The sequence below is a fragment of the Janthinobacterium sp. P210006 genome, assembly GCF_036231885.1.
GTDB lineage: Bacteria > Pseudomonadota > Gammaproteobacteria > Burkholderiales > Burkholderiaceae_D > Janthinobacterium > Janthinobacterium violaceinigrum.
The window spans coordinates 515,857-528,063 of sequence record NZ_JAZARD010000003.1 but is presented as its reverse complement, the minus strand read 5'-3'; the positions used below and the strand labels follow the sequence as shown (position 1 = coordinate 528,063).

Below are 12,207 nucleotides of genomic sequence, written 5' to 3'. Positions count from 1 at the left end.
CATCATATGAGCATCTTGTTATTGGGCGGCAGCCCGCAACTCCCATCGAGTTCCAGCCGTTTGCTCGCGCATATCGGCGAACAGCTGGCGCTGCAAGGCCATCACTACGCCAGGCTGCACGTGCGCGACCTGCCGGCGCGCGCCCTGCTGCTGGCCGACTACGACGACGCGGCGATTGCCCGCGCCGTGCGCGCCGTGGCCGACGCCGACGCCATCGTGATCGCCACGCCCATCTACAAGGCGTCGTATACGGGCTTGCTGAAGGCGTTTCTCGACCTGCTGCCGCAGGATGGCCTGGCGGGCAAGCTGGTGCTGCCGCTGGCCACGGGCGGCGGCCATGCCCACACCCTGGCGCTCGACTATGCGCTGCGCCCCGTGCTCCACGCGCTGGGCGCCAAGCAGGTATTCACCAGCATTTATGCCAATGCGCAGCAGCTGGAGTGGCACGAAGAGCATGGCCTGAGCCTGGATGCGCCGATCGCCGCGCGCGTGCAGGCCGGCATCGAGGAACTGTCCACCGGCCTGTTCGTGCTGCAGGGACAGCGCCCGCCCGTTCCGGCGCCAGCGCATGCTGCGGCCGCGGATGCTTCCGTGCCCGGCCGTTCGCTGCAGGACCAGCCGTACGCGCCCCGATTTCAAGCCGCCTGATTATTCACCGACCAAGGAACTGCCATGACACACCGCCACGCACAACGACTCTCGCGCCGTACCACTTTGGGCTTGCTGTTTGCCGCCGCCGCTGGCGTGATGACGGCCGGCATGCCCGCCGCGGCGCAGGCGCAGGCCAAGGGGGAAGTGCAGGTGCGTATTGGTTATCAGAAGTACGGCACCCTGACCCTGCTCAAGGGGCGCGGCACCCTGGAAAAACGCCTGGCCGAGCAGGGCGTGGGTGTGAAATGGACGGAATTCCCGGCCGGCCCCGTGCTGCTGGAAGGCCTCAACGTGGGCAGCATCGATTTCGGCACCGTGGGCGAGGCGCCTCCCATCTTTGCGCAGGCGGCCGGCGCCAACCTGGTGTATGTCGGCAATGAGCCGGCGTCGCCAGCCAGCGAAGCCATCGTCGTGCCCAAGGGTTCCGGCCTGCGCACCCTGGCCGACCTGAAGGGCAAGAAAATCGCCCTGAACAAGGGCTCGAACGTGCATTACCTGCTGTTGAAAGCGCTGGAAAAGGCGGGTGTCGCGTATGCCGACATCCAGCCCGTGTTCCTGCCGCCGGCCGACGCGCGCGCCGCCTTCGAGCGGGGCAGCGTGGATGCCTGGGCCATCTGGGACCCGTTCCTGGCGGCCGCCGAAAAGCAGCTGGGCGCCCGCGTGCTGGCCGACGGCAAGGGCCTGGTGGCGAACTACCAGTTTTATCTCGCTTCGCGCACGTATGCGGAAAAAAATCCCGAGATTCTGCGCATCGTGCTCGACGAGGTGGCCAAGGTCGATGACTGGGGCCGCAACAACCCGGACGAAGTGGCGACGATTCTCGCCGCGCAGACGGGCTTGGGCAAGGATGTCGTGGCGCTGGCCGCCTCGCGCTATGCGTATGGCGTCAAACCCGTGTCGGTCGACGTGATCGCCTCGCAGCAAAGGGTGGCCGATGCGTTTTCCAGCCTGAAGCTGATACCGAAACCGATCGTCGTCAAGGACGCGCTGCTGCCGGCACGCCAGCTGGCCACCAGCACAAAATAAACAAGCAAAGGAAAGCGCACCATGTCATTGAATGTCTTCTGGTTCATCCCTACCCACGGCGACAGCCGCTACCTGGGCACGTCGCAGGGCGCACGCCCCGTCGATGCCGATTACCTGCGCCAGGTGGCCGTGGCCGCCGATACCCTGGGCTACGACGGCGTGCTGCTGCCGACGGGCCGCTCCTGCGAAGATGCGTGGGTGGTGGCTTCGTCCCTGATCAGCGTGACGCAAAAGCTGAAATTCCTCGTGGCCATCCGTCCCGGCCTGTCCACGCCGGGCCTGGCCGTGCGCATGGCGTCCACCTTCGACCGCCTGTCGAACGGGCGCCTGCTGATCAACGTCGTCACGGGCGGCGACCAGGGCGAGCTGGAAGCGGACGGCCTGTTTGCCGACCACGCCAAGCGCTATGAAATCTCCGATGAATTCATCAAGGTGTGGCGCGCCACCCTGGCGGGCGAGGGCGGCGCGGCCGGCTACGATTTCGAGGGCAAGCATATCCAGGTGAAGGGCGCGAAAACCCTGTATCCGCCCGTGCAGAAACCGTACCCGCCCCTGTATTTCGGCGGTTCGTCCGAGCCCGCGCATGAACTGGCGGCCGAGCAGATGGACGTGTACCTGACGTGGGGCGAGCCGCCCGCCGCCGTGGCGGAAAAGATCGCCGACATCCGCGCGCGTGCCGCCAAGCGGGGCCGCACGGTGCGCTTCGGCATCCGCCTGCACGTGATCGTGCGCGAAACGAACGAGGCGGCCTGGCGCGCGGCCGATGAACTGATCAGCCACCTGGACGACGACATCATCGCCAAGGCGCAGGCGGCCTTCGGCAAGATAGATTCCGTGGGCCAGCAGCGCATGGCGGCCCTGCATGGCGGGCGGCGCGACAAGCTCGAAGTGTCGCCCAACCTGTGGGCCGGCGTGGGCCTGGTGCGCGGCGGCGCGGGCACGGCCCTGGTGGGCGACGGCCCGACGGTGGTGGCGCGCATGCAGGAATACGCGGACCTGGGCATCGATACCTTCATCTTCTCCGGCTATCCGCACCTGGAAGAGTCGTACCGCTTTGCCGAACTGGTGTTCCCGCTGCTGGGCAAGGGCAAGGCCGTGGGCGAGCAATCGTTGAGCGGCCCTTTCGGCGAAGTCATGGCCAGCAATATCGTGCCGGCCGCGCCGCAGAAAAAGGCGGCCTGAGATGGCGGCCAGCTCCATACAACGGGCCGGCGCCGCGTCCTGGCGCAATGGGCTGGCGCCGTGGGCCTTGCCCGTGGCGCTGCTGCTGGCCTGGCAGCTGGCGGCGCAGTGGGGCTGGCTGTCGAGCCGCATCCTGCCCGAGCCGTGGGCCGTGGCGAAGGCCTTCTGGCACCTGGCCGCGTCAGGCGAATTGTGGCTGCACCTGAAAACGAGCTTGTGGCGCGCCACCGTCGGTTTCGTCGTCGGCGCGGGACTGGGCTTGCTGCTGGGCCTGTTGACGGGCAGCTTCCGCCATGCGGAAACCCTGCTCGACACAACCCTGCAAATGGTGCGCAACATCCCCGCGCTGGCCCTGATCCCGCTGGTGATCCTGTGGTTCGGCATCGACGAGACGGCCAAATTGTTCCTGCTGGCCGTCGGCGTGTTCTTCCCCGTCTACCTGAACACCTTCCACGGCATCCGCTCGGCCGACCAGGGCTTGATCGAAATGGCGAAAAGCTACGGCCTGTCCGGCTGGCCCCTGTACCGCGACGTGATCCTGCCGGCCGCCATGCCGTCCATTCTGGTGGGCGTGCGCTTTTCGCTGGGGCTCGTGTGGGTGCTGCTGATCGTCGCCGAGACCATCTCGGCGCAGGCCGGCATCGGCTACATGACGATGAATGCGCGCGAATTCCTGCAAACGGACGTGGTGCTGGTGGGGATTTTGCTGTACGCCTTGCTGGGCAAGCTGGCCGATCTGTTCTCGCGGGGGCTGGAACGCCATTGCCTGCGCTGGAATCCCGCCTACCGATAATGATTGAAGAGGACACCATGCTGCTCGCCCCCATTCAGATCGAAACGGACTTCTTGTCCCATTTCGTGCAGTACGATCCCGCCGGCGCGCCGCCGCAGGCGAAGACGGCGCCCGCCGCCCCCTTGCAGCGCCGCGGCGTGCCGCTGGCCTTGACGAAGCTGAGCAAGTCCTACACCAGCCGCCCCGTGCTGAAAGACGTCGACCTGCAGCTGGAAGCGGGCGAGTTCGTCGCCATCGTGGGGCGCAGCGGCTGCGGCAAGAGCACCTTGCTGCGCTCGATCGCGGGCCTGGAAAGCATCGACGGCGGCAAGATCGCCATCGGCAGCGGCGTGGGCGCGCCCGATATCCGCATCATGTTCCAGGAGTCGCGGCTGCTGCCGTGGAAGACGGTGCTCGACAACGTGGCCCTGGGCTTGCCCCGTTCCGTGGGCGCGGCGGCCGCTTCGCTGTGGACGGTGGGGCTGGCCGAACGGGCCGATGATTGGCCGGCGGCCCTGTCGGGCGGACAGAAACAGCGCGTGGCGCTGGCGCGCGCCCTCGTGCACGAGCCGCAACTGCTGCTGCTCGACGAGCCGCTTGGCGCGCTCGACGCCCTCACGCGCATCGAGATGCAGCAGCTGATTGAGTCGCTGTGGCTGGCGCGCGGCTTTACGGCCGTGCTGGTGACGCACGACGTGGCCGAGGCCGTGGCCCTGGCCGACCGGGTGCTGCTGATCGAGGAGGGGCAGATCACGCTGGACCTGCAGGTGGACTTGCCGCGCCCCCGCCAGCGCGGCAGTGCGGTTTTCGCCGCGCTGGAACAGGCTATCTTGTCGCGGGTGCTGCAACCGACTCCGACAGCACGATGAAGCCGTCGCCATCGGCCGTTGCGACGATGCTGTCGTAGCTGTCGATGACGGGGTGGCGCGTGGCCAGCGGGTGCGCGTGGGTGGCGGTGACGACGATGACTTTCGCGCCGGCCGCTTCGCCCGCCTCGATGCCGACGGAGGCATCTTCGAACACCAGGCAATCGGCGGGCGCCACGCCCAGTTTTTCCGCCGCCAGCAAATAGCAATCGGGGCGGGGCTTGCCCGCCTTGACGTCTTCCGCCGTCACCATGATGGCCGGTATCGGCATGCCGGCCGCCTTCAGGCGGGCCGTGGCCAGCGCGCGCGGCGCCGACGTGACGATGGCCCATTGCGCGGGCGGCAGCGACTGCAGGAAGCGCAGCGCGCCCGCGATTTCAATGATCCCCTCTACATCGATGATCTCGGCATCCGTGATGCCCTGCGACTCGCGCTGCGCGTCGACGCCGGGCAGGCGCAGTCTGGCGATGGTGTCGACGGAGCGCGCGCCGTGGATGGTGGGTAAAAAGGCCGCCACGTCGAGGCCCTGGCGCTGCGCCCACGTGCCCCAGATGCGTTCGGCGGCGGCGATGGAATTGATGACGGTGCCGTCCATATCGAACAGAAAAGCCCGGTAACGGCCGGCGGCCGATGGCGGGGGGACTGCGGACGGCGAGGGCAGGGCGGACATGGCTTCCTTCCAAATGATGGGCTGGAAGCCATTGTAACGGCAGTCGATTTTTATTTCACAGGTAGACCGATTCGTACTTGGCCACGGGCTGGCCATCCTTGAGCAGGATCAGGTATTCGCCGTCGAAACGGTAGCCCGTCACGCTGTTCAGATTGGCCAGCACGGCGCTTTCCAGCTGCATCAACGGCGGCGGGCAGGCCATGCGCGTGCCCGCCAGCTGCGTGAAGCGCAGGGCCGTGCCGGCCAGCGTGTAGCCGCCCATGACCTGGTTGCAGCCCGTGAAACCGTGCACCTTGCCATCATCGGTGAGCGTGATGCGCACTTCGCGTTCCTGCTCCGGCGCCATGACGACGGGGGCGCCGTCGAGTTCCGTCAGCTTCCAGTAGGTATTCGTCAGGCTGTAGCTTGGCGTCAGGCCGGTATCCGGCCCGGCGCTGTCGGGCGTGGTGGCGCAGCCGCCGGCCATGGCGATGGCGGCGGCGAGGGACAGGTATGTCAGGCGATGCAGCATGGGGCGCTCCTGTGAGGGGAAATGCCTGCACACTAGCAGATTTTTCGCGCCGGCCGGCGTACGGCAGCGGTGAATGTTTCCATTTTGCCAGTACTGGCATTACACTCATGCTTTCCGCTGTTTCAACCTTGATCTGGAGCCGGGCCGATGCTGCAAGCGCAAGCGCTGGATAATCGACTGGTCGCCACCAGTGCCGACGACGTGCTGGTCGACCGCATCGTGCCGGGCGCACCGCTGGTGATCGCCTTTGGCTTCGTCTCGTGGACGACGCGTCCCGCCTTCGATTTTTACGGGCGCCTGAGAAAGCTGGAACAGGCCAGCGGCCAGCACCTGAACAAAATCCTCGTGCGCGATTCGGGCAATGCCTGGTACCACCGCCGCATCGCCGGCCTGGGCAATCACGTGGATGAAACGGCGCAGACCCTGCGCGAGCTGGTACGCAGCATCGCGCCCAGCCAGATCAGCACCGTCGGCCAGTCCATGGGCGCGTATGCGGCCGTCATGTTCGGCTTGCTGCTTGAGGCGCGGCAAATCGTCGCCTTCGGGCCGCTCTCCTTCCTCGACGTGCAGCAGGCGCGCCTGTACCACGAGCTGCGCTGGCTGCCCGTGATGGAGTCGCTGGCGCAGGACCCGCCGCCTTCGGGCTATTACGACCTGGCGGCCCTGTGCCGCGCCAGGGCGACGGACGATACGCAGCTGCACCTGGTGTTCGGCACGCGGCCTGACGCGGCCAATGCGGGTGCCAGCGCCAGCGAATCGGTGAACCTCGACGCCATGCATGCGCAGCGCCTGGCCGCCTTCGGCCGCTGCACCCTGCACCCGTTTCCCCATTCCGGCCACGCGGTGGTGCAGCACCTGATCGACACGAAGCGCATCAACGGCTTGCTGGCCGCATGCATACTTGGTCTCACGCTGGCGCCCGAGCCGATGCCGGAGATCGGCGCGGCATGGCAGGACTGGGTGGCGGAAAACCTGCGCCTGGGCTGTGCGGACGAGCAGCTGGTGGCGGTGCTGCAGCAGCATGGCTTTTCCCCGGCCAGCAGCATGGCTGCCGTGGCTGCCGCCCGCGCCGCACCGAAAGCGACATGACGCCGCAGTTCGAACTCGACATCCTGAAGATCCGCCTCGCTGCCCCCGCACTGGCGGCGCTCGACCTGCGCGTGCGGGTACAGCGCGCGCTGCGCCAGCTGATACTCGATGGCGTGCTGGCGCCCGGCCTGCGCCTGCCGGCCACGCGCGCGCTGGCGCAGTCGCTGGGCGTGTCGCGCGATACGGTGGAACAGGCGTATGCGCAGCTGCGCCTGGACGGGTATCTCCGGCGGCAGGCGGGATCGGGCAGTTTCGTGTCGCAGACGATAGGCGCCAGCTTGCTGGGCAAGCCGCCGCCGGCATCGCTGCCAGGGTCCGTGCAGCCGGTGGCGCTCAGCGCGCGCGGTGCGCAGATTCTCGCCAGCGGCGGCGTGGCCGACCAGCAGAGCGTGAAGGCATTCGCCACGGGTTTGCCGGAAACGCGCGCGTTTCCCGTCGACGTGTGGGAGCGCCTGCGGCGCCAGGCGGCCGGCGAGCACCGTGCCGGCGTGCTGCTGCACGGCGACCCGCAAGGCGCCGAACCTCTGCGCCAGGCCATCGCCGACTATGTGAACCTGGAGCGGGGCGCGCGCGCCGCGGCCGGCCAGGTGCTGGTGCTGAGCAGCACGCGCCAGGCCCTGTACCTGTGCGCGCAGGTGCTGGCCGACGCGCACGGCCCCATCCTGATGGAGGACCCCGGCTATTTCGGCGCGCGCAAGGCGTTCGAAATGGCGCAGCTGCGCGTGGTGCCCGTGCCCGTCGATGCGCAGGGCCTGTCCATCGGGCACCTGCGCGCGGACCGCAGCGGGGCCAATACGGTGTACGTCACGCCGTCGCATCAATACCCGACGGGCGCCACCCTGGCGCTCGAGCGCCGCCTGGCCCTGACCGCCTGGGCTGCCGAGCGCCAGGGCTGGATCATCGAGGACGATTACGACAGCCAGTTTCACTACGCGGGCTTGCCGACGGCTTGCGTGCAGGGGCTCGACACGCAGCAGCGCACGATTTACCTGGGCACCTTCGCCAAGTCGCTGTACCCGGGCCTGCGCATCGGCTACATGGTACTGCCGCCCGCGCTGGTCAAGCCGATGACGCATGCGCGCAGCATCCTCGATGGCCATACGCCGCAGCTGGACCAGCTGACGCTGGCCCGCTTCATCGCAGACGGCCATTTCGCGGCCCATGTGCGCGCCATGCGCAAGGTCTACGCCGTGCGCCGCGATGCGATGGCGCAGGCCGTGCAGCGGCACTTGCCGCACGTGGTCGCGGCGCAGCTGCCGCCGGGCGGCTTGCAGATGCCGTGTCTGCTGCACGGGGGCAGGGACGAGCTGGACACGATACGCCTGGCGGCGCAGGCGGGCATCGTGCTGCCGGGCCTGAGCCGGCTGTACGCGAGGCCGCCGGAGCGGGGCGGCTGGCTGCTGGGCTTTGCCGCGCTCACGCCGCACGAGATCGACAGCGGCATCGTCCGCCTGGCCCGCGCGCTGGGCTGACCGCCAAAGTGGTCTGTTGAGTGTGTGGAAATTGGCCTGCTTCGGCAGTCCATCTGAAGATTAAGATGCCCCCTTTCGACTCTCAGGGAAGGGCATACGCATGCAGACCAGTTCCACATCCTCGGCGGTAAACGGCGACAGGCGCCAGGCGCGCTGGCGCGACCTGGCCGCCCCCATCACGGCGGCCTTCATTTCCGTCCTCGTCAACTATGGCGGCACTTTCGTGCTGGTATTCCAGGCGGCCCAGCTGGCCCAGCTCAGCGCGGCGCAGACGGCGTCCTGGGTCTGGTCGCTGAGCATCGGCGTGGGCGTGACGGGCATCTGGCTCAGCTACCGCTACCGCGCGCCCGTCATCACGGCCTGGTCCACGCCGGGCGTGGCCTTCCTGGCCACCGTGATGCCGCACACGCCGTATGCCGAGGTGATCGGCGCCTATATCGTGTCCGCCATCGCCTTCATCTTGCTGGGCATGTCCGGCGCCTTCGAGCGCCTGGTGCGGCTGATACCGGGCGGCATTGCCGCCGGCTTGTTGGCCGGTATCCTGCTGCAGTTTGGCGTGAATGCGTTTGGCGGCGCCAGCGCCGATCCGCTGCTGGTGGCGGTCCTGCTGCTGTCGTACGCCGTGCTGCGCCGTTTCACGGCACGCTTTGCCGTGGTGGGCATCATGCTGATCGGCCTGGCCCTGCTGCTGGCGCAGGGGCGCATCGATGGGCAAGGCATAGCACTGGCCCTGGCCGCGCCCGTGTTCGAGATGCCGCGCTTTTCCGTGGCGTCCCTGCTGGGCGTGGCGCTGCCCCTGTTCCTGATCACCCTGACGGGGCAATACATGCCCGGCATGCTGGTGCTGCGCAACGACGGCTACCAGGTCAGCGCCAATCCCATCCTGACGGTGACGGGGCTCGGTTCGCTGCTCATGGCGCCGTTCGGCGCGCATGCGTTCAACGTGGCCGCCATCACGGCGGCCATCTGCACGGGCAAGGATGCGCATGCGGACCCGTCGAAACGCTATGTCGCGGGGCTGGCCTGCGGCGTGCTGTACATCGTGGTGGGCATCTTCGGCGTCACCCTGGCCAGCCTGTTCATGGTCTTGCCGCGTCCCTTCATCACGGCGCTGGCGGGCCTGGCCCTGCTGGGCGCCATCGGCAACAGCCTGGCACAGGCCATGGCGGACGTGCGCATGCGCGAAACGGCGCTGATCACTTTCCTGGCGACGGCCGCGAACGTGACCCTGCTGGGCGTGGGTGGCGCGCTGTGGGGGCTGGCGGCCGGGCTGGCGGCGCATGGCCTGATGCATGGCTGGCGCAAGCCGGTGGCGCACTGAGCGGAAAAATCGGCGATTTTTTGCCCATTTTGCCGGCCGCCGCATACAATTGCTGCCGCCCGTGCCCGTTGGCACCTTTTACCGGACGATCGGAACGATGGCCGAGCTCACTTCCCTGGCGCAGTATCTGCTGGCGATCACGCCCGCCTTCCTCGTCTGCGCCGCCTTGCTGCTGGCCGTTCCCCGGACGGTGCCGCTGCTGCGCGTGCTCGTGCATATCCTGTTTTTCGTGCTGGCGCGCGACGCGATGACGGCGCACGGCTACTGGCAGGTGGCGGCGGGCGGCTTGCGCTTCACGGCGCCGCCGCCGGTCTTGCTGGCGCTGGGCGCCATGTCGCTGGCCCTGGTGGCAAGCACGTGCTGGCTGGAAAGCGAGGCGCGCCGCCAGATCCGCTGGTTCGGCACGCGGCCGCTCCTGTCCGTGCTGCTGGGCGTGGCGGGCGCCGCCCTGATCATCACGCTGGCGACGGGCTTGAAAGCCCTGTCCGGCTTGCCGTCGCTGGCGCCCGTCGCGCCCTCCATGCTGCCCTTGCTGCTGGGTTTTGCGCTGGCGGCCAACTGTTATGAAGAATTGCTGTTCCGGGGTTTGCTGCAGCAGCAATTGCGCGCCTGGCTGCCGGCCTGGCGCGCGGCGCTGGTGTCGGGCCTGCTGTTTGGCCTGTGCCATGCTTTTCTCGCCACCACCGTCACGCAGGTGGGCGCGCCCATCCTCGTGTTTACCGTGATCGAGGGCGTGGTGGCGGGGCTGGTATATTGCCGTGCCGGCTTGCTGGGCGCGTCCCTGGCCCATGGGCTGGCGATTTTTGCGCTGGCCGCCGGCTGGGTATGATGCCTGTGGATTAATTTGATGAAGTGAAAGTGAAAATACCATGCCTGTCAGTTCCTACCTGAATACCCGTCCCGTACTGGGCGAGCGCGTCTACCTGCATGACACGGCGCAAGTGATTGGCGATGTGCAGATCGGCGACGACTGTTCCATCTGGTGCAACAGCGTGCTGCGCGGCGACGTCAACCGCATCGTCATCGGCGAGGGCAGCAATATCCAGGACTTTTCCATGGGCCATGTGTCGCACAAGAATGCGGCCAAGCCCGACGGTTCGCCCTTGACCATCGGCAAGTACGTGACCATCGGCCATTCCGTGATCTTGCATGGTTGCACCATCGGCGACGAATGCCTGATCGGCATGGGCAGCATCGTCATGGATGACGTGGTGGTGGAAAAACACGTGATGCTGGGCGCGGGCAGCCTGGTGTCGCCGGGCAAGGTGCTGGAAAGCGGCCATCTGTACGTGGGCCGCCCCGCCGCCAAGGTGCGCGCGCTGACGCAGGCCGAGATCGCCTACCTGCGCTATTCGGCCGAGCACTATGTGCGCGTGAAGAACAATTACCTGGCGGGCCGCGACGACGCCTGATCGGGGGAGACGTCGAGCCGGCGCAGTTCCGGCCGCGGCCCCAGGTCGTGCGGCAGGCGCAGGCCGGAGACGAGGCCCAGGCGCCGCAACAGCAGCAGCACCCACCAGCCCGGGTCCCATTCGCCCGGCAGCAGGCCCAGCCTGGCCGAGCCCGGATAGGCGTGATGGTTGTTGTGCCAGCATTCGCCCATGGTCAGCAGCGACGTCAGGCGGATATTGCGGCCCTGCACGGCGGCGCCATCGACGTGAAAGTGCATTTGCCCATGGTTGTGGGCGAAGTAGCCGATCAGCCAATGACCGAGCACGCCGGCGCTGACGCGCGCGCAGACGCCCCAGCACACCAGGCCCCAGCCGCCCCAGGCAAAGCACAGCACGGCCCACGGCAGTTGCTGCAGCATCCACGTGGCTTCCAGAAAACGGTAAAAGCCGTCGTGCGCGATGCGCGGCTCGATGGCGATGTGCGGCCGATGGGCGAGGTGCAGGCGGCAGTGGAGTTGCCACCAGGCATCACGCCAGAAGCCGGCGCCGTGGCGCAGATAGGGATGGCAGTCGGGCAGGCGCTGCGCATAGTCGCGCAGTTCGTGCTGGCGCAGCAGGCCCAGCGGACCGCTGAGGCCCACCAGCACGCCCAGGTAGACGAGCAGGTATGCCAGCCACTGCGGGCATTGAAAGCTGTCGTGGATCAGTTTGCGGTGGCTGCCCAGCGAATGGCCGAACAGCAGGACGATGGCCGTGCTGACGAGAAACAGCGCCACGCCCGTCCAGCTGAAGGCGAAGAGGGCGCCGGCAAGGGCGCCGGCCAGCATGGCCGCCAGCCACAGCGATGGCAACGGCGCGTAGCGCACCGTGCCGTCCAGCACTGCGCCGGCGTGGCGGGCGCGGACGCGGTGGCTGTCCAGGCTGGCCGTCGGCATCAGCCCTTGGGGGCTGACGACGGTTGCGTGTACTTGTCGAAGTTGGTGATGTAATCGTTGAAGTTGTCGGTCAGCATGCGCTTGTACTGTTCCGTGAAGAAGGCCACGGCGCCTTCCTTCTCTGCCTGCATCTTGGCCACGTCGTTGCTCTTGCTGGCGACGAGGAAGGCGTTGAAGCGGGCGGCCGCGTACAGCAGCGAGGTGGCCACTTCATTGCCGCCGCTGTGCATGCATTGCTCATTGGCCAGGGCGATGACCTGGTCGGCCCGTTCCCAGAATTCCGGGCCCGGTGCTGGTTTTGTCGTTGGTGTGCTCATAAAA

The 12,207-nt window shown here is 67.5% G+C and carries 14 protein-coding genes; 10 read left to right on the top strand and 4 right to left on the bottom strand.

Annotated elements, in window-relative coordinates; all coding sequences use genetic code 11:
• Positions 1 to 6 precede the first annotated feature (6 nt).
• The 5 genes from ssuE to VPH41_RS16370 are packed head-to-tail and all read left to right on the top strand — an operon-like array spanning position 7 to position 4,500.
• The gene (gene ssuE / locus VPH41_RS16390) at positions 7 to 648 is read left to right on the top strand and encodes an NADPH-dependent FMN reductase (RefSeq protein WP_152282728.1); all 642 of its coding nucleotides are present in this window, start codon (positions 7 to 9) and stop codon (positions 646 to 648) included.
• Positions 649 to 672: 24 nt separating this feature from the next.
• Positions 673 to 1,677: a sulfonate ABC transporter substrate-binding protein gene (locus tag VPH41_RS16385; protein WP_193317477.1), complete on the top strand. Its 1,005-nt coding sequence runs from the start codon at positions 673 to 675 to the stop codon at positions 1,675 to 1,677.
• A gap of 21 nt (positions 1,678 to 1,698) precedes the next feature.
• The gene (gene ssuD, locus VPH41_RS16380; protein ID WP_328570803.1) at positions 1,699 to 2,859 is read left to right on the top strand and encodes an FMNH2-dependent alkanesulfonate monooxygenase; all 1,161 of its coding nucleotides are present in this window, start codon (positions 1,699 to 1,701) and stop codon (positions 2,857 to 2,859) included.
• Between the two features lies 1 nt (position 2,860).
• The gene (ssuC, locus tag VPH41_RS16375) at positions 2,861 to 3,652 is read left to right on the top strand and encodes an aliphatic sulfonate ABC transporter permease SsuC (RefSeq protein ID WP_152282729.1); all 792 of its coding nucleotides are present in this window, start codon (positions 2,861 to 2,863) and stop codon (positions 3,650 to 3,652) included.
• 17 nt (positions 3,653 to 3,669) lie between these two features.
• Positions 3,670 to 4,500, top strand: coding sequence for an ATP-binding cassette domain-containing protein (locus VPH41_RS16370; RefSeq protein WP_328570802.1), 831 nt, complete (start codon positions 3,670 to 3,672; stop codon positions 4,498 to 4,500).
• On the opposite strand, the gene VPH41_RS16365 is transcribed toward VPH41_RS16370, so the two are convergent.
• A complete protein-coding gene (locus tag VPH41_RS16365) occupies positions 4,457 to 5,167 on the bottom strand; it encodes an HAD-IA family hydrolase (RefSeq protein WP_152282731.1) in 711 nt (236 codons plus the stop codon). The genes VPH41_RS16370 and VPH41_RS16365 overlap by 44 nt on opposite strands.
• A 55-nt stretch (positions 5,168 to 5,222) precedes the next feature.
• Positions 5,223 to 5,678, bottom strand: a complete 456-nt coding sequence (locus VPH41_RS16360; RefSeq protein WP_328570801.1) for an META domain-containing protein — start codon at positions 5,676 to 5,678, stop codon at positions 5,223 to 5,225.
• 147 nt (positions 5,679 to 5,825) lie between these two features.
• Between VPH41_RS16360 and VPH41_RS16355 the strand changes: the two genes are divergently transcribed.
• The 5 genes from VPH41_RS16355 to VPH41_RS16335 all read left to right on the top strand — a co-directional run bounded on the left by VPH41_RS16355 (position 5,826) and on the right by VPH41_RS16335 (position 10,972).
• On the top strand, positions 5,826 to 6,767 hold the full coding sequence (locus VPH41_RS16355; protein WP_328570800.1) for a hypothetical protein: 942 nt from the start codon (positions 5,826 to 5,828) through the stop codon (positions 6,765 to 6,767).
• On the top strand, positions 6,764 to 8,239 hold the full coding sequence (gene pdxR, locus VPH41_RS16350; RefSeq protein ID WP_328570799.1) for a MocR-like pyridoxine biosynthesis transcription factor PdxR: 1,476 nt from the start codon (positions 6,764 to 6,766) through the stop codon (positions 8,237 to 8,239). The genes VPH41_RS16355 and pdxR overlap by 4 nt, the downstream gene beginning before the upstream one ends.
• Positions 8,240 to 8,339: 100 nt before the next feature.
• Positions 8,340 to 9,560: a benzoate/H(+) symporter BenE family transporter gene (locus tag VPH41_RS16345; protein WP_328570798.1), complete on the top strand. Its 1,221-nt coding sequence runs from the start codon at positions 8,340 to 8,342 to the stop codon at positions 9,558 to 9,560.
• A gap of 97 nt (positions 9,561 to 9,657) precedes the next feature.
• A complete protein-coding gene (locus VPH41_RS16340; RefSeq protein WP_328570797.1) occupies positions 9,658 to 10,389 on the top strand; it encodes a CPBP family intramembrane glutamic endopeptidase in 732 nt (243 codons plus the stop codon).
• 40 nt (positions 10,390 to 10,429) lie between these two features.
• The gene (locus tag VPH41_RS16335) at positions 10,430 to 10,972 is read left to right on the top strand and encodes a gamma carbonic anhydrase family protein (RefSeq protein WP_152256027.1); all 543 of its coding nucleotides are present in this window, start codon (positions 10,430 to 10,432) and stop codon (positions 10,970 to 10,972) included.
• Here VPH41_RS16335 and VPH41_RS16330 read toward each other — a convergent pair.
• Positions 10,945 to 11,886 carry an acyl-CoA desaturase gene (locus VPH41_RS16330; RefSeq protein WP_328570796.1) on the bottom strand — a complete coding sequence of 314 codons (942 nt, stop codon included), beginning with the start codon at positions 11,884 to 11,886 and terminating at the stop codon, positions 10,945 to 10,947. The two genes, VPH41_RS16335 and VPH41_RS16330, sit on opposite strands and share 28 nt — an antisense overlap.
• Positions 11,886 to 12,203, bottom strand: a complete 318-nt coding sequence (locus VPH41_RS16325) for a DUF3144 domain-containing protein (RefSeq protein WP_092712778.1) — start codon at positions 12,201 to 12,203, stop codon at positions 11,886 to 11,888. The genes VPH41_RS16330 and VPH41_RS16325 overlap by 1 nt, the downstream gene beginning before the upstream one ends.
• Between the last annotated feature and the right edge of the window lie 4 nt (positions 12,204 to 12,207).